16 protein-coding genes are annotated in these 17,420 nt (G+C 59.4%); 12 read left to right on the forward strand and 4 right to left on the reverse strand.

The features are described from left to right. Window positions 1-59 precede the first annotated feature (59 nt). The gene (locus KTN04_RS03935) at window positions 60-1,505 is read left to right on the forward strand and encodes a penicillin-binding protein activator (protein WP_217333917.1); all 1,446 of its coding nucleotides are present in this window, start codon (window positions 60-62) and stop codon (window positions 1,503-1,505) included. A 6-nt stretch (window positions 1,506-1,511) separates the two neighbouring features. Here the strand turns inward: KTN04_RS03935 and KTN04_RS03940 are convergent, their stop codons facing one another. The 4 genes from KTN04_RS03940 to map form a co-directional block, all read right to left on the reverse strand. Beyond that, window positions 1,512-2,420 (reverse strand): LysM peptidoglycan-binding domain-containing protein, encoded by a 909-nt coding sequence (locus KTN04_RS03940; protein ID WP_217333918.1) that lies wholly within the window; start codon window positions 2,418-2,420, stop codon window positions 1,512-1,514. A 48-nt stretch (window positions 2,421-2,468) separates the two neighbouring features. Then, entirely contained in the window at window positions 2,469-3,044 is a 576-nt protein-coding gene (locus KTN04_RS03945; RefSeq protein ID WP_217333919.1) for an LPP20 family lipoprotein, read from the reverse strand. Window positions 3,045-3,191: 147 nt separating this feature from the next. Continuing rightward, window positions 3,192-5,885, reverse strand: a complete 2,694-nt coding sequence (locus tag KTN04_RS03950; RefSeq protein WP_254262364.1) for a [protein-PII] uridylyltransferase — start codon at window positions 5,883-5,885, stop codon at window positions 3,192-3,194. Window positions 5,886-5,904: 19 nt separating this feature from the next. Beyond that, window positions 5,905-6,678, reverse strand: a complete 774-nt coding sequence (map, locus tag KTN04_RS03955; protein ID WP_217333920.1) for a type I methionyl aminopeptidase — start codon at window positions 6,676-6,678, stop codon at window positions 5,905-5,907. 298 nt (window positions 6,679-6,976) lie between these two features. On the opposite strand from map, the gene rpsB reads away from it, so the two are divergent. The 11 genes from rpsB (at window position 6,977) to fabZ (ending at window position 17,418) form a co-directional block, all read left to right on the forward strand. After that, complete coding sequence (gene rpsB, locus KTN04_RS03960) at window positions 6,977-7,705, forward strand: 30S ribosomal protein S2 (RefSeq protein WP_217333921.1); 729 nt, start codon at window positions 6,977-6,979, stop codon at window positions 7,703-7,705. A gap of 106 nt (window positions 7,706-7,811) precedes the next feature. Continuing rightward, window positions 7,812-8,672, forward strand: a complete 861-nt coding sequence (tsf, locus tag KTN04_RS03965; RefSeq protein WP_217333922.1) for a translation elongation factor Ts — start codon at window positions 7,812-7,814, stop codon at window positions 8,670-8,672. A 92-nt stretch (window positions 8,673-8,764) separates the two neighbouring features. After that, window positions 8,765-9,520, forward strand: a complete 756-nt coding sequence (pyrH, locus tag KTN04_RS03970) for a UMP kinase (protein WP_217333923.1) — start codon at window positions 8,765-8,767, stop codon at window positions 9,518-9,520. Continuing rightward, a complete protein-coding gene (frr, locus tag KTN04_RS03975; RefSeq protein ID WP_217333924.1) occupies window positions 9,513-10,070 on the forward strand; it encodes a ribosome recycling factor in 558 nt (185 codons plus the stop codon). Before pyrH ends, frr begins: the two co-directional genes overlap by 8 nt. Window positions 10,071-10,107: 37 nt before the next feature. Then, window positions 10,108-10,872 carry a polyprenyl diphosphate synthase gene (uppS, locus tag KTN04_RS03980; protein ID WP_217333925.1) on the forward strand — a complete coding sequence of 255 codons (765 nt, stop codon included), beginning with the start codon at window positions 10,108-10,110 and terminating at the stop codon, window positions 10,870-10,872. Further along, window positions 10,866-11,669 (forward strand): phosphatidate cytidylyltransferase, encoded by an 804-nt coding sequence (locus KTN04_RS03985; protein WP_217333926.1) that lies wholly within the window; start codon window positions 10,866-10,868, stop codon window positions 11,667-11,669. The genes uppS and KTN04_RS03985 overlap by 7 nt, the downstream gene beginning before the upstream one ends. A gap of 8 nt (window positions 11,670-11,677) precedes the next feature. Continuing rightward, entirely contained in the window at window positions 11,678-13,036 is a 1,359-nt protein-coding gene (gene rseP / locus KTN04_RS03990; protein WP_217333927.1) for a sigma E protease regulator RseP, read from the forward strand. Window positions 13,037-13,085: 49 nt separating this feature from the next. Then, entirely contained in the window at window positions 13,086-15,419 is a 2,334-nt protein-coding gene (gene bamA / locus KTN04_RS03995) for an outer membrane protein assembly factor BamA (protein ID WP_217333928.1), read from the forward strand. Between the two features lie 9 nt (window positions 15,420-15,428). Then, window positions 15,429-15,926 carry an OmpH family outer membrane protein gene (locus KTN04_RS04000; protein ID WP_217333929.1) on the forward strand — a complete coding sequence of 166 codons (498 nt, stop codon included), beginning with the start codon at window positions 15,429-15,431 and terminating at the stop codon, window positions 15,924-15,926. A 6-nt stretch (window positions 15,927-15,932) separates the two neighbouring features. Beyond that, a complete protein-coding gene (gene lpxD, locus KTN04_RS04005; RefSeq protein WP_217333930.1) occupies window positions 15,933-16,994 on the forward strand; it encodes a UDP-3-O-(3-hydroxymyristoyl)glucosamine N-acyltransferase in 1,062 nt (353 codons plus the stop codon). Next, window positions 16,981-17,418, forward strand: coding sequence for a 3-hydroxyacyl-ACP dehydratase FabZ (fabZ, locus tag KTN04_RS04010; RefSeq protein ID WP_217333931.1), 438 nt, complete (start codon window positions 16,981-16,983; stop codon window positions 17,416-17,418). Before lpxD ends, fabZ begins: the two co-directional genes overlap by 14 nt. Window positions 17,419-17,420 lie beyond the last annotated feature (2 nt).

The following is a 17,420-nucleotide window of genomic DNA, read 5'->3' on the forward strand; positions in this document are numbered from 1 at the left end:
TCCACAGGCCTGTCGGGTATGTATCGATTGTAGCGGTGAGCGGCGAGGAAAAACACCGGATGGCAGTCAAGGCAAGTAGGTGGGCGGCATGGGCGGCGCAGGCTGCCCTGCTGATCCTACTGGGGTGGTCGCCAGTGTGGGGACAGTCGTCAGCACAGCACCAGCCAACGCTGCGTCAGCCAACGCTGCGTCAGCAGATGAATGCGGCCGATGCCCGGGTCGATGCGGCACAGCTGGCGATGATCTGGTCAGGGCTGGAGCAGCTGCCCACGGCACGGCTGTTGCAGTTGAGTCAGGCGGACAACACCTATTTCGAGCAGGGCTGGTTCGAACTGGCGCGCCAGGTGCGTCTGGCACGGCCGGCGCAGCGTGAGGCCGTGCTGCAGGTCTGGCGGCAACAGTGGTTTCACCATCCGGCGGTGCGCTGGCTGCCGCAGCTGGGCGCGGGATCCGCAGCCGCCCCGGTGTCATTGCCGGCGCGGATCGAGCGGATGGGGGTGCTGTTGCCTCTCAGCGGTACCTTGGCGACACAGGGACAGGAGGTGCTGGCAGGTATGCGGGCGGCCCTGGACTGGGATCGGCGCCAGGGGTATGCGGTACCAGAACTGCATGTGTATGACAGCACGCAACTGGCGACGGATATCAAGGTCTTTATTCGCGACCGGGCCCGCGAGGACCGGTTGGACCTGCTGGTGGGTCCCATGCGTCTACCCCTGAGTCAACAGCTCGATGGTTCGTTGCCGGTAGCGGTGCTGGCGCTGAACCGCACGCAGCCGGGGTTCAACGGGGTCCAGCTGGATCTGGCGTCCGATCAGGAACTGGAGCAGTTGCTGGCGTTGATGCAACGTGAAGGGCGGCGGCGGGTGCTGCTGTTGGCGCCGGCGGATGCACGCTGGGTCGAGCCGCTGCTGGCCCGCCTCGAGCAGCAGGCCGCGGCTGCGGCGTTGCACCTGCTGCCGCCCTTGCGTTACCGCCAGTCGCCGCATGCTCTGGATGCGCAGCTGGCCGAGTATCTCGGCGTGCGCGCCAGCGAGGCACGTGGCCAGCAGTTACAGGCGCGGCTGGGGGGCGAACTGGAACGGCGCCCGCGCCCGCGCCAGGATGCCGACGCGGTGCTGCTGATTGCGCGGCCGGCGGCCGGGCGGCTGGTGCAGCCGATGCTGGATTTCCACGGGCTGGAGGCGCTGCCGGTCTATGCCCTGTCCCACATCTACAGCGGTGAGCCGGATGCCCGGCGTGACCGTGATCTGGAAGGGGTGCGCTTCTGTGACATGCCTTGGCGACTGCGCAGTCGAGCGGGTCAGGGGGCATCGAGTCGCTTCTTTGCCCTGGGCATGGATGCCGGTTCGGTCTACCGTGCGCTGTCACAGCTGCAGGGGCGGCAGTCCGGCTACTTCGAGGGCGAGACCGGCAACCTGCGTCTGAGGGCGGGCCATCGGCTGTCACGGGAACTGGTGTGTGTACGTTTTCGGCACGGCGTGCCGGTCAGGCTGTCGGAGCGCTGAATCGCTCTAGCGCAACACGTCGCCTGCGGCCGGCACCTGGCGAGCACTGAGTACCAGTGCCAGACTGCCGGTTGGGGTAGCATCGATGATCATGGCCCAGCCGCCCGGCTGTTCCGGCTGACGGTAAAACTGCAGCAGGTGGCCCGGCTTCAGCCCGGCCGTGGTGCCTTGGTCTAGCACCAGTCGATAGCCGCCGGCATGCTCATACAGCGCCTTGAGAATACGTGCTTCCACCGGTCGCTGCGGATACGCGGGGGTCAAGGTTGTGTTGCCAGGTTGCAGGGGCAGCAGCAGAACCGAGGTGCTCATGTCAGCATGGTTTTCGGTGACTCTCAGGCGGGTCTTGTTGCCATGCTGCATGACCGGTTCGGCCCTGCCGATGCGGCTGAGTTCAACGAAACGGGGGCTACTGGGTTCCAGACTGCTGATGAATAGGCCGTATTCCTGAACCGGTTCGGCCATGGAGCTGCCCCGGTGTAGATATACATACTGCCCGTCCGCCTCTGAGCGCCAGGCGTATACGCGTGGCAGATTCGTCAGACGGGTACTGTCCAGCAGACGATAGTTGGCGCGCAGCCGTTTGATATGGCCGCTGCGGATAAGATCCAGGGCCATGGCCTGTGCTGCATCCGGGGCGGTTAGTGGGGCCGGTTGCCAGGAGCTGCTGTCAGCGGCGGGCACGGATTGCCGGCCGGGAAGCTGCAGCTGTTCACCAACCTCTAGTGCGGCCGGCCGACGTATCTGCGGGTTCAGAGACCAGATTTCACGCCAGCGTTCGGCATTGCCCAGCACCCGTGCGGCGATGGACGAGAGGCTGTCGCCGCGCTTGACCCTGTAGGTATCAGCGGCGTCCGCGGTTGCGGATGCCAGGGTCGTCAACCCCAGCAGCATGGCCGTGCAGAATGACTTCAGCATGCCCTTACTGTCTCCTCAAGGTCGGGCAGCCATGCTGCCACGGTATGGTCAGTAGCGCGGGGCAAACCCGGTATGGTGGTAAGCGGCTCCGGAGGGCAGGTGGCCGCCATTGGCGTGCCAGCGGCGCTCCTCTTCCATGATGCGACGCATCTGGCTACGACTGATCTTGAGAGACATGGTCGTGATTGCCATGCCGTCGCTTTCAAATTCCTGATTGGTGATCGTGGCACCCTGGACGAAACTGTTGATGTATGAACGCAGCCGGTCACGGTTGGCGACAAAGTCATCGACGCGCGTATCACCCATGATATGTAGGCCGGAAACCTGCTCCGCGATCTTGCGGTAAGCATCGAGTTCGGATGCACGCATGGCCATCAGGCGGCGCTGTGCCAGATTCTCGAAGGTCGACTTGGGAGCGCCGTACCCGTTGACGCTGATTACCAGCACATCATTGACACAGGCGGGTCCGCCACAGGTACGCGGTGTTTTGACAACCTGGTAGGTCGCAGGCGAGGTGACCGCATAGGTGTCAGAGTAGCCGCAGCAGGGGTTGTAGTGCTGTGCACAACCGCCGATTGCCAGTGCCAGGCCCGCAACGGCTGAAACCTTGAAAACTCTCTTCATAGCCGGGTTCTTCCTTAATCATGAAGCAGTGGGAAACTGGCACGACCAGTGTCCTGTTATTGTATCGGTGTCCAGAAGCAGTACTTTAACAAAAAATAACGTGTTGCCATAAGCTTACAGTTGTTTTTTTCAGGTTCCACGCGCCGGCTAGTGCATATGCTTATCCAGCTGCTGGCAGATGGCATTTTGCAGGCGCCGGCACAGCTCCGGGTCGCTGATGGGCTGATTGTCGCTGTCGGTGATAAAGAAAAAGTCTTCCACACGCTCACCGATACTGGAAATCTTGGCCTTGCGCACTGAAATATCATACTCGACAAAAATGCGGCCGATACGCGCCAGCAGGCCGGGGCGATCGGGCGTGATGACCTCCAGCACGGTCTGTTGTGCCACCGGATCATTGCTGAGTGTCAGGCGTGTCGGCGTGGTAAACAGCTTGAACTGGCGCGGTACCCGGCGCTGAATGATTTCAGGGTAGTCTTCGGGGTCGTCCAGCTCTTCGGTCAGGTGGCGCTGGATATGGGCCAGGTACTCCGGGTTTTCCGACAGCGGCTGGTTGTCCTCGGTCAGCACGGTGTAGGTGTTCAGGGTACGGCCGTGGTCGGTGAGGATGATGCGGGCATCCTGAATACTCAGGTTGAGCTGGTCCATGGCGGCCACGGTAGCCGGGAACAGGGTGGGCAAGTCTTCGCTGTAGATGAAGATCTCGGTGGCGCCCTCGAAGATTCGATAGGAGGTCTTGCGGATCAGCACCAGAGGGAGCGGGTTGTCGCCGTGCTCGAGGATGGCCTGGGTATGCCAAGCGATGTTGTGGGCATCCTCGCGCAGGAAGTAGTCATCACCGAGCAGCGCCCAGTAGTCCAGCACCTCGCGCTCCCCCAGTCCTTTGCGTGACAGCAGCAGCATCGCTTCGTGCTGCACCTGCTCGATACGGTCTTCCTTGTTGACCGGGTTTTCCAGACCGCGGCGCAGGGCGCGCTTGGTGTCCATGTACAGTTGGCGCAGCAGGGTTGCGCGCCAGCTGTTCCACAGAGTGTTGTTGGTGGCGTTGATATCGGCCACGGTCAGCACGTACAGGTAATCCAGATGCACCAAGTCACGCACTTCCATAGCGAAATCGTGGATGACTTCGGGGTCCGAAATATCGCGGCGCTGGGCAGTCATCGACATTTTCAGGTGGTTGCGTACCAGCCAGGCCACCAGATGTGTGTCCCACTTGCCCAGGTGATGACGACGGCAGAAGTCGACGACATCCTCGGCGCCCAGTTCGGAGTGGTCGCCGCCACGGCCCTTGCCGATATCGTGGTAGAGGCCGGCGATGTACAACAGTTCGATCTTGGGCAGTTGGTTGACAATACGGTGTGCAATGGAGAACTGCTCACGGTATTCATGGTGGCGGAACTGGCGCATCTTCTGGATCACTTTCAGCGTGTGTGCGTCCACGGTATAGATGTGAAACAGGTCATGCTGCATCTGGCCGACGATGCGGCCGAATTCGGGCAGATAGCGCCCCAGGATACCGTAGCGGTTCATGCGCTTGAGCTCGGTGGAGACGCCCTCCGGGGAGCGTAACAGCTCCATAAACAGCGAAGTGTTGCGAATATCGTGACGAAATTCATCATCGATCAGGTGGCGGTGGTCGCGTACCCGTCGGATGGTGGTGGCGCGCACCCCCTTGATGCCCGGGTTCTGAGCCATCAACACGAACAGCTCCATGATGGCGAAGGGGTGGTGCTCGAACACCTTGTCATAGACGGTTTCCAGGTAGTCGTTGCGCACCTGAAAGCGGTTATTCAGCGGGCGGATGCTCTGTTCGTCATCAATGCGCAGAATGGCCTCATCGAAGTGCTGCAGCAGCATGTCGTTGAACTCGGACATCGCCATGGCGACTCGGTAGTACTTGCTCATGAACTGTTCGACGGCAAGGCTGCCTTCCTGGTCCTCGTAGCCGAAATAGGCGGCCAGAGTACGCTGGTGGTCGAACAGCAGACGGTCCTCGCGGCGCTTGCTCAGCATGTGCAGGGCATAGCGGACCGTCCACAGGTAGAGTTCGCCCTTGTTTAGGGTGTCCAGCTCGGATTCGGTCACGAAGCCATGGTCGACCAGGTTGCGAATGTAGGTGGCGCCGAAGTGGCGCTTGGCGACCCAGCCCACGGTTTGGATATCGCGCAGGCCGCCGGGGGACGTCTTGAGGTTGGGCTCGAGGTTGTACTCGGTGTTATTGGTCTTCTCGTGGCGTTCCTTCTGCTCGGCCAGCTTGGCTTTGAAGAACTCCTGGTCGGTCCAGGCGCCTTCCGAGGTGACCCGGTCGTACATCTCCTGCTGCAGGGCCGGATCCCCGCAGATGGTGCGGGACTCGATCAGGTTGGTGGCAATGGTGATGTCATTGCGGGCTTCGTCGTAGCACTGCCCGATGGTGCGTACACTGGAGCCCAGGTCGAGGCTGATGTCCCACAGCAGGGTCAGAAAGCCGCTGATACTGTCCTGCCAGTCTTCGGGATCCACCTGGTCGAACAGCAGCAGGATGTCGACGTCCGAGAAGGGGTGCAGTTCGCCGCGGCCGTAACCGCCGACCGCAACCAGCGATGCCTGGTGGCTGGCCGGCCAGTCGAACTGCTCCCAGGCAATCTGCAGCAGGCTGTCCAGCACCCAGGCGCGGCCGTATACCAGCCGGCGAATATCCTCGCCCTGGCGAAAGGCCTCGTCCATGCGGGCCTGGGCTTCGCGCAGTGAGGTCTTGAGCACCTTCATGACCGAGTGTTCGCCGGTATCGAGGCGGGCCTGAACCTGATGGCTGTCGAACAGTTCAGGGGCGGCTGCTAGCGGTTGAGCGGTACGCGTCATGCCGGTGCTCTCATCGATTTCAGTTGGACATTTCTTCCTGGCGCAGGGTCAGGATCTCGTAACCGTCCGCCGTCACCAGTACTTCGTGTTCCCACTGGGCGGACAGGCGGCGGTCGGTGGTTTCAACGGTCCAGCCATCACGCTTGTTCAGCTTCACATGACGCTTGCCGGCATTGATCATCGGCTCGATGGTGAAAATCATGCCTTCCTTCAATTCTTCACCGGTACCGGCCTTGCCGTAGTGCAGCACCTGAGGATCTTCATGGAACTCGGCACCGATGCCGTGACCGCAGTATTCACGCACCACCGAGTAGTGATTGCTCTCGGCGTGCTGCTGGATAACGGCGGCGATATCGCCCAGGCGCGCGCCGGGGCGAACCTGTTCGATGCCCTTGAACATGCACTCGCGGGTGATCTCACACAGGCGCTTGGCGTGAGGCGCGACATCGCCAACATAGAACATCTTGCTGGTATCGCCATGATAGCCATCCTTGATGACGGTGATGTCGATGTTGATGATATCGCCGTTTTTCAGCTTCTTGTCATTGGGGATGCCGTGGCAGACCACCTGGTTGACGGAGGTGCAGATGGACTTGGGGAAACCGTGGTAATTGAGCGGTGCCGGCGTGCAGCCCTGCTCGTTGACGATGTAATCGTGGCAGATCTGGTTGAGCTCGTTGGTGGTGATGCCGGGCTTGACGTGAGGCTCAATCATTTCCAGCACCTCGGCGGCCAGGCGGCCTGCCACGCGCATCTTTTCGATTTCTTCCGGAGTCTTGATCTTGATGGTCATAGGTCTGTGCTTCTCGAAACTGGGTGAAAGGCGCGCATGTCAGACACCCGTGAGAGGGGTGCGCAGGGGCGGCCAGGATCCGTGCCCGCCATTGTACCGAAAGCGGCCTCTCGGGCCAAAGGATGCTTCAAAAACGATGGCTGCTATGATATAAATCGCGCTCCCGAAAGAGGCGCCTGATGCGGCTCTGAATTTATCAACCAAAACACACACGTATCGTCACATGCGTCCTGGGTGCCGCCTTGCGGTTGGGCGATGGGATATGTGGAGGTTATAACCCGTTAGAGGAAAGACCACAATGGCTAAAGTTTCAATGCGCGATCTGCTGAAAGCAGGTGTTCACTTCGGTCACCAGACCCGTTACTGGAACCCGAAGATGTCCAAGTTCATCTTTGGTGCGCGTAACAAAATCCATATCATCAACCTGGAGCACACCCTGCCGGCACTGAATAATGCCCTGGATGTGGTTCAGAACATGGCCAGCAACAAGAACAAGATCCTGTTCGTCGGCACCAAGCGCGCCGCCGCAAAAGTGATCAAAGAGGAAGCCGCTCGCGCTGGCATGCCTTACGTCAACCACCGCTGGTTGGGTGGTATGCTGACCAACTACAAGACCATCCGTCAGTCCATCCGTCGCCTGCGCGACCTGGAAGCTCAGTCTCAGGACGGTACGTTCGAAAAGCTGACCAAGAAAGAAGCCCTGATGCGCAGCCGTGAAATGGACAAGCTGGAACTGTCCATCGGTGGTATCAAGGACATGGGCGGCCTGCCGGATGCGCTGTTCGTCATCGACGTTGAGCACGAGCGCATCGCCATCAACGAAGCCAACAAGCTGGGCATCCCGGTGATCGGCGTGGTTGATACCAACAGCAACCCGGACGGCATTGACCATGTTATCCCGGGTAACGACGATGCTCTGCGTGCCATCCAGATCTACGTCAAGTCCGTTGCTGATGCCTGTGTCGAAGGCACTTCAGCCAAAGCGGGTGAGTTCGTAGAAGTTGACGCTGAAGAAGCGGCTCAGTAACTGCACTGACAACTGGCAAGCCTAGGCTTGTCTGGATTTGTGAAAGGGGGGCCTGGCTCCCCTTTTTTGAACTTGATTTTAAGCGATTAAACAAGAGGACCGCGACATGGCGAACATCTCTGCAGCGATGGTAAAAGAACTGCGTGAGCGCACCGGCCTGGGCATGATGGAGTGCAAGAAGGCACTGGTTGAAGCTGAAGGTGACATCGAGAAAGCGATCGATGATCTGCGCAAGTCTTCCGGCATGAAAGCCGCCAAGAAAGCCGACCGTACTGCGGCTGACGGCGTGGTGGCTGTCAAGGTTGCTGATGACAACAGCTACGCGCTGGCGGTTGAAGTCAACTCCGAAACCGACTTCGTAGCGCGTGACGACAACTTCCTGAGCTTCGTGAACACGGTTCTGGAAAAAGCGTTCGCTGACAAGGCGACCGACGTTGCCGCGCTGATGGAAGGCGAGCTGGAATCGGCCCGTGAAGCGCTGGTGCAGAAGATTGGCGAAAACATCTCCGTACGTCGCCTGATGCTGGTTGAAGGCGCCAACGTGGATGCCTATGTGCACAGCAACAACCGTCTGGCGGCTATTGTTGCCCTGAGCGGTGGTGAAGCAGAAGTGGCGCGTGACGTTGCCATGCACGTGACGGCTGTAAACCCGCGTGTTGCCCGTCCGGAAGACATGCCGGAAGAAGAACTGCAGCGCGAGAAAGACATCATCATGGCGCAGCCGGATATGGAAGGCAAGCCGCAGGAGATCAAGGAAAAGATGGCGGGTGGCCGCATCAAGAAGTTCCTGGCTGAAAACAGCCTGGTCGAGCAGGCGTTCGTCAAGAACCCCGAGCAGACCGTTGGCCAGATGGTCAAGGCAGCCGGTGCTGACGTTGTATCCTTTGTCCGCGTTGCCGTGGGTGAAGGTATCGAAGTTGAGCAGACCGACTTCGCTGCTGAAGTGGCTGCACAGCTGAAAGGCTGATCCGGCTACACCCCTTCGACTGGGCGCTTCCGCGCCCAGTCGCCTGTATTCCTGCTACACTTTTTGCCATTTCGTCTGCGCGGAGACAAATCATGCCAGCCCCTGAAAAACAGTCCAGATACAAGCGGCTCCTGCTGAAACTGAGCGGTGAAGCCCTGATGGGTGATGAAAACTTCGGGATCGATCCCAAGGTGTTGAATCGTATGGCGCTCGAGATCGGGCAGCTGGTGGGTATCGGTGTTCAGGTCGGAATGGTGATCGGCGGTGGCAACCTGTTTCGGGGCGCGGCGCTGAGCGCAGCGGGCCTGGACCGGGTCACCGGTGATCATATGGGCATGCTGGCGACGGTCATGAATGCCCTGGCCATGCGTGATGCCCTGGAACGTTGTAATATCGCCACCCGTGTGATGTCGGCCATTCCCATGAGCGGTGTGGTGGATCAGTATGACCGTCGCAACGCCATGCGTTATCTTAACCAGGGCGATGTGGTGATTTTTGCCGCCGGCACCGGCAATCCCTTCTTTACCACCGACTCGGCGGCGTGTCTGCGTGGCATCGAAATCGAAGCTGACGTGGTACTGAAGGCGACCAAGGTTGACGGCGTGTATACCGCGGACCCGATGAAGGATCCGGCGGCCACCCGCTACACGCACCTGAGTTTTGACGAGGTGCTGGACAAGCAGCTGGGTGTGATGGACATGACAGCGATCTGCCTGACCCGGGATCATGATATGCCGGTGCGCGTGTTCAACATGAACAAGCACGGTGCGCTGGTAAACCTGGTGGTCGGCGGTGACGAAGGAACCCTGATTGATAGCGGCGAGACAGCTGGAGAAAACGATGATTAATGATATTGCGAGCGATGCGGGCAGCCGCATGCAGAAAAGCATCGATGCCCTGGTCGAGAACTTCAAGAAAATTCGTACCGGGCGTGCCCATCCGAGCATCCTGGATTCGATCACGGTTTCCTACTATGGTTCTGATGTGCCGATCCAGCAGGTTGCCAACGTGTCCGTTGAAGACGCGCGTACGCTGACCATTATCCCCTGGGAAAAAAAGGTGGTCGGTGACATTGAAAAGGCAATCATGAAATCGGACCTGGGGCTCAACCCGAGCACCAATGGCGATGTGATCCGCGTGCCGATGCCGGCACTGACCGAAGAAACCCGCAAGGGCTACATCCGTCAGGCGCGTACCGAAGCCGAGAATGCGCGTGTTGCCATCCGCAACATCCGTCGTGACGCCAACGGTGACATCAAGGATCTGTTGAAGGAAAAAGAGATCACTGAAGATGACAGCCGTCGCGGTGAAGATCAGGTGCAGAAGCTGACTGACAAGTTTGTCGCCGAAGTCGACAGCCTGTTGGCTCAGAAAGAAACGGACCTGATGGAAATCTAAACTGATAAGCGGGGCCTGGGTCCCGCGACGGATCTGCATGGCTTCTGATCAGCAACTGACTATTCCGCCGGGACGTGACTTGCCGCGTCATATTGCGATCATCATGGATGGCAACAATCGCTGGGCCAAGGCGCGCAAGCTGCCGGGCCTGGCGGGGCACAAGGCCGGCGTCGACAGTGTGCGCGCGGTGATCGAGTGCTGTGTCGAGCAGGGGGTCGAGGCATTGACCCTCTTTGCTTTCAGCAGCGAGAACTGGAAGCGGCCGGCACTGGAAGTGAAAGGGCTGATGCAATTGTTCATGCATGCGCTGGAGCGCGAAGTGCGCAAGTTGGCGCGGCACAACATTCGCCTGCGGGTGATCGGTGATCTGAGTCGTTTCAGCCCGGCACTGCAGGCTCGCATTCGTGAGGCTGAGGCCAGCACGGCGGCCAATACCGGATTGGCTCTGAATATAGCGGCCAACTACGGTGGCCGCTGGGATATCGTCCAGGCAGCACAGGCGCTGGCACGGCGCTGTGCCGATGGTGACCTGGATCCGGCCGATATCGATGAAACCTTGTTCAACGAGCAGGTATCCCTGGCAGATCTGCCGCCGCCTGACCTGTGTATTCGCACCGGTGGCGAGCAACGGATCAGCAATTTTCTGATCTGGCAGTGTGCCTATACTGAATTCTATTTCGACGATTCCTTCTGGCCCGATTTCGGCAAGCCCGAAATGCTGGCCGCGATTCAATCGTTCCTGACGCGCGAGCGCCGCTTCGGACGTACCAGTGAACAGGTGGAGGCGGACAAAACGTGTTGAAACAACGAATCCTGACGGCGCTGCTGCTGGCGCCGCTGGCGCTGGCCGCGCTGTTTCTGCTGCCGCAGAACGCCTTTGAATGGGTGGCGGCGGCCATATTTCTGTATGGCAGCTGGGAGTGGGGCAACCTGTGTCGCCTTAAGGCGCCGAACCGTCTGCTTTATGTGTTGTCGATGGCTGGCGGCATGGCGCTGGTCGCCACCCTTGCACCGCTGCAACCCTGGGTGCTGGCCGCAGCACTGGTATTCTGGCTGCTAGCGCTGTTTCTGGTGCGCCACTACCCGCAGTCGGCGCGACACTGCGGGCCGCTATCCGGGCTGCTGATGGGCGGGCTGGTGCTGGTGCCATCCTGGCACGCGCTGGTAGCCCTGCGTGAGCTGGACCAGGGACTAATCTGGCTGTTGTTGCTGCTGGTGCTGGTATGGGGGGCCGATATCGGTGCCTACTTTGCAGGTAAGACCTGGGGGCGCAACAAGCTGATGCCGGCCGTCAGCCCCGGCAAGACCCGTGAGGGAGCGGTCGGTGGGCTGCTGGCCTGCGTGCTGGCGGGACTGGGCTTTTCGGTGGGGCTTGAACTTTCCCTGCCGCAGTCAGTCTATTTGGTACTGCTGTCCCTGTTGACCGGCCTGGTTTCGGTGCTTGGCGACCTGTTTGAAAGCCTGCTCAAGCGCGAACGTGGCATCAAGGACAGTGGCTCCCTGCTGCCGGGGCATGGCGGCGTTCTCGACCGTATTGACAGCCTGACCGCGGCCGCGCCCGTGTTTCTGGTCGGCCTTTATTTCCTCAACGGAGTCTGAACCCGCTTATGGAACTGCTGCAGACCTTGCTGGCGACGCTAGTTGCACTCGGAGTCCTGGTTACCATTCATGAATGGGGGCATTTCTGGGTGGCGCGGCGCTGTGGTGTCAAGGTGTTGCGGTTCTCGGTGGGGTTTGGCAAGCCGTTGTGGCTGCGTCGGGGACGTGATGGGACCGAGTATGCCGTCGCGGCTATTCCGCTGGGCGGTTATGTGCGCATGCTTGACGAGCGCGAGGGTGAGGTGCCGCCGGCACTGAAAGATCAGGCCTTCAATAACAAGCCGGTCTTGCAGCGCATCGCCATTGTGGCGGCAGGCCCTGTGGTCAATCTTGCCTTTGCCGTGCTGGCGTACTGGTTTCTGTTCATGTCCGGTATCAGCGTGGTCGTGCCGGTTGTGGGGGGCGTTACACCGGGGTCGCCGGCGGCCGGTGCGGGTGTCGACAGCGGCTATGAAGTGCTCGAGGTGGATGGTCACCCGGTGCGTTCCTGGAATGAGGTGAACCTGCGTTTGGCATCGCGCGTTGGCGAGAGCGGGCGCGTTGAGTTGCTCCTGGGGGAGCCGGCCCGTGGTCTTGCCCACAGTTATCAGGTGCCCATCAGTAATTGGTATGTGGATCTGGAGCGCCAGTCGCCGTTGAGTGCCCTGGGGCTTGAGCCCTGGCAGCCGGACTTTCCCGCACGCATCGGGCAGCTGCTGCCCGATGGTGCTGCGATGAGGGATGGCTTGCAAAGTGGTGATCGGGTGCTGAGCGTGGATGGTGAGCCTATTGACAGCTGGATGCATCTGGTGGAAAAGGTACAGGCGGCGCCGGGGCGTGCACTGGCCCTGGTGGTCGAACGGGAAGGGCGCGAGCAGGCGTTGACACTGACGCCAGGGCAGCGTGAAAACGCTGCCGGTGAGGTGCAGGGCTATATTGGTGCGGGTGTGGCACCGGTCAATGTGCCCGAATCCATGCAGCGCACCTTGAGTTATGGTCCCGTCGAAGCGCTGACCAACGGTGTGCACAAGACCGGGCAGATGATCGGTCTGACGCTGGATTCGATCGGCAAGATGATCGCCGGAGTGATCTCGGTAAAAAACTTGAGTGGCCCGATAACCATTGCTAAAGTGGCGGGGACTTCGGCGGCTTCCGGTCTGGAGTCGTTTATCAGTTTTCTGGCCTATCTCAGCATCAGCCTCGGCGTGCTCAATCTGTTGCCGATCCCGATGCTGGATGGAGGGCATCTGCTGTATTACATGGTTGAGCTGGTGCGCGGACGCCCGGTGAGTGAGCAAGTGCAGATGCTGGGGCTGCGAATTGGCATGGCCTTGCTATTCAGTTTAATGGCATTGGCGATCATCAATGACATAGTCCGGCTCTTTTGATCTGAGCCAGTTTTCCTATCAGTCGGCACACTAACGTAAGAAGTACTGCATGAAACGCAAGCTGGGTCTGTTTTTCGTATCGATGCTATGGACGGCGCAGGCGCAAGCTGCCTCGCTTCCCTTTGAGATCAACGATATTCGTCTGGAAGGATTGCAGCGGGTTGAACCCGGCATCGTGTTTCGCAACTTTCCGGTCGCCGCAGGTGACGAATTGCGGCGGAACCAGCTCTCCGATGCCGTGCGCGAGTTGTTCAGGTCCGGCTATTTTGCCGACATTCAGGCTGAGCGTGACGGTGATGTGCTGGTGCTTAAGCTCAAGGAGCGCCCTTCGGTTGCCTTGATTAACATCGAAGGCAATGATGTGATCAAGGAAGAGGATCTCCTCAACGGTCTCAAGCAATCCGGCTTGCAGGAAGGGGATGTCTTCCGCCGCGCCGCGCTCGACCAGATCAGCCTTGATCTGCTGCGTGTCTACACCTCCCAAGGGCGCTATGGTGCCAATATCAGTACCGATGTCGAGCCGTTGTCCGGCAACCGCGTACAGCTTAATATCAATATTCAGGAAGGTCAGGTCGCGACCATTCAGCACATCAATATCGTGGGCAACACGGTTTTCGATGATGCCGAACTGAAGGATCTGTTCTCGCTCAAGTTGCCCAACTTCTGGTCGTTCTATACCAAAAGTGACCGTTATGCCCGGGAAAAGCTGACCGGTGACCTTGAGCGTCTGCGCTCTTGGTATCTGGATCGCGGCTACATCAATTTCAATATTGATTCCGCCCAGGTATCGATCACGCCGGACAAGCAGCAGGTCTATATCACCATCGGCATCACCGAAGGTGAGCAGTACCGTGTGCGCGATGTCAGTGTCGCTGGCGACATGGTGCTGCCGGCTGATGTGCTGCAGCAGGAGGTCAATGTGGCCGAAGGCGAGGTGTTTTCTCGCAAGACCATGACGGCTAACCAGGAGCGTCTGGTGCGCCTGCTCGGTGACGAAGGTTACATGTTCGCCAATGTCAGCCCGGTACCGGAGCAGCATGATGACAATACCGTCTCGGTCAAGTATTTCATCGAGCCGGGCAAGCGCACTTATGTACGCCGCATCAATATCAAGGGCAATACCCGCACGGGCGACGAAGTGATTCGTCGCGAGCTGGAGCAGATGGAAGCGGGAATCGCTTCCAGCCAGGACATTGAACGCTCCAAGGTGCGCTTGGACAAGACCGGTTACTTCAAGTCGGTCAATGTGGAAACGCGCCCGGTACCGGGCACCGACGATCAGATTGATCTCGAGTATTCGGTCGAGGAGCAGCAGTCCGGTCAATTTACGGCCAGTGTTGGCTTCTCCCAGAACGACGGCCTGATTCTCGACCTCGGCGTGCAGCAGGACAACTTCCTCGGCAGCGGCAAGAAAGTCGGCTTCAATATTTCCAACAGCTCGACCCGTACTGAATACAGCTTCAACTACCTGGATCCCTACTACACCGTCGATGGTGTGAGCCGCGGCTTCAATGTCTATTACCGCGAGCGTGACTACGAGGAAGATGATATCAGTTCCTACACCGCTGACGAGGCGGGTGGTGGTGTCACCTTCGGTTATCCGATCGATGATTATCAGCGCCTGAGCTTCAGTGGTGATGTCGAGTTCATTCAGCTCAATACCTATGACAGCACGGCCGCCGAGGTGACCGAGTTCATCAAGGAAGAGGGTGACAGTTTCCTGAACTGGAAGCTGACAGCCGGCTGGAGCGACAACCGACTCAACCGCGGCTTTTTCCCGACCCGTGGCTATGCTCAGGGCGCCAGTATCGAAATGGCCGTGCCGGGCAGCGATTTGTCCTACATTCGTGCCCAGTACAACAACAAGTGGTATCAGCCGCTGAACGATGATGAAACCTGGGTCTTTAGCCTGCGCGGCCGAGCCGGGTACGGTGACAGCCTGGGGGATAACAACTATCCCTTCTTCAAGCACTTCTATGCCGGCGGTCTGAAAACCGTGCGCGGTTTCGCTAACAACTCGCTGGGTCCGCTGGACTCGGGCGACCCCCGTGAGCCGGGCGATGAAGGCGACCCCTTTGGCGGCAACCTGATGCTGACCGGCAGCGCCGAGCTGATTTTCCCGGTACCGTTTTTCGAGGACAAGAGCGCCTGGCGCAGCCTGGTGTTCCTGGATGCCGGCAATGTCTACTCCACCGATTGCTACAGCAGCCAGGCAAACTGTTCGGCAGATGTCGACCTCAGCGAGTTGCGTTACTCGGTGGGCATGGGCATCAGCTGGCTGACCCCGATCGGTCCATTGTCCATGTCACTGGGCATGCCGCTGAATGACAAGGAAAATGACGATACCGAAGTGTTCCAGTTTGCGCTCGGTCAGACCTTCTAAGGAGATATGATGAAACGTTTTACTCGCGCTGTTGCGCTGGGCGCCATGCTGTTCAGCACTCAGGCACTGGCCCAGAACGTGGCTGTGCTGGGCGTCGAAGAGGCGCTGTTGACATCCGATGCAGCCAAAAGCTTCCGTGAAGAGCTGAAAAAGGAGTTCGCCGACGACGAGAAACAGTTGGTTGAGCTGGAAAAGCAGGCGCGTGAACTGCGTGACAAGCTGCAGAAGAACGCGGGCCTGGCCTCGGAAGACGACATCAAGCAGATGCGCATGCAGTTCCAGAAAGCCTTTGCCGAGTACCAGCGTCGTGGTCAGGCGATGCAGCAGCAGCGCGCCGAGCGCGAACAGGCCTTTATCGCCGAAATGCGTCCGCGTCTGGACAAGGTGATTCGTCAGCTGATTGAAGACGAGAAATTTGATGTGGTCATTTCCAAGCAGGCGACGGTCTATACCGCCGACAGTGCCGATCTGACTGAACGCGTCACCCAGTTGCTCAACAAGCAGTAAACATTCATGACAAGCACCACCTGTTTTACACTGGCGGAGCTGGCCGGCGCCCTGGGTGGTGAGCTGCATGGCGAGGCGGAAGCGTCGGTCTGTTCACTGGCGACCCTGCAGTCGGCCGGTGAGGGCCAGCTGTCCTTCTTTGCCAATGGCCGTTACCTCAAGCAGCTGCGCGCCACGCGTGCGACCGCAGTATTGGTTTCCGCACGTCATCTTGATGAGTGCCCTGTGGCCGCAATTCTGGTTGAGGACCCCTATCTGGCGTTTGCCCGGGCCAGTCAGCTGTTCGACTGGCGTCCGGCCGTTGCCGCCGGCGTGCACCCCTCGGCCGTGATTGCCGAAGATGTGCAGGTGCCGACTGATGCTCAGATCGGTGCCCAGGCGGTCATCGAACCTGGGGTACGGTTGGCTTCCGGTGTGGTTATTGGCCCCGGCTGCGTCATCGGACGTGATTGCCATATCGGTCCTCGAACCCGCCTTGAAGCCAACGTAACCCTTTACCCGAATGTGCGCCTGGGCGCCGAAACGCTGATCCACAGTGCGGCGGTGCTGGGCAGCGATGGCTTCGGTTTTGCACCCACCCCCAACGGCTGGGAGAAAATCTGCCAGTTGGGGGGCGTGGTTGTGGGTGACCGGGTCGAGATCGGTGCCGGCGTGACCATTGATCGCGGTGCGTTGGATGACACCCGTATCGAAGACGGGGTCAAGCTGGACAACCAGATTCAGATTGCGCATAACGTCGTCATTGGGCGCGATAGCGCGATTGCGGGCTGTACCGCCGTGGCCGGAAGCACTAAAATTGGCCAGCGTTGTACGATAGCCGGGATGTCCGGGATTACCGGCCACCTCGAAATCGCTGATGATACCCATGTGACAGCCATGTCACTGGTCAGCAAGTCGATTGCCAATCCCGGTGTCTACTCTTCCGGCACCGGCCTGGAACCCCACCAGCAATGGAAGCGTAATGTGGTTCGTTTCCGTCAGCTCGATGAGCTGGCACGGCGGGTGCGTAAACTCGAACAGGCTGTCGAACTTTATTCTACAGAAGGTCAAACAGATGATGGACGTTAAAGAGATCCGGAAATACCTGCCCCACCGCTACCCGTTTTTGCTGGTGGACCGGGTCTTGGCTCTGGAACCTGGTGAATCGATCACCGCAATCAAGAATGTGACAGTGAATGAGCCTTTCTTTAACGGGCACTTTCCCGACCACCCGGTCATGCCGGGGGTTCTGATTGTCGAGGCGATGGCGCAAGCGGCAGGTATTCTGGGCTTCAAAACCATGAACAAGGGCCCCGAAGACGGTTCCATTTACTATTTTGTAGGGGCGGACAACCTGCGTTTCAAGCGTCCCGTGGTGCCGGGTGACCAGCTGCAGCTGGAAGCCAAGGTTATTTCCGAGCGTCGCGGTATCTGGAAATTTGATGTGCGCGCCAGCGTGGACGGTGATACCGTCAGCAGCGCAACCATTCTCTGTGCAGACAGAAAGGTGTGACA

Origin of the sequence: Marinobacterium weihaiense (assembly GCF_019061305.1) — a bacterium.
In the GTDB taxonomy this organism is placed as follows: Bacteria; Pseudomonadota; Gammaproteobacteria; order Pseudomonadales; family Balneatricaceae; genus Marinobacterium; species Marinobacterium weihaiense.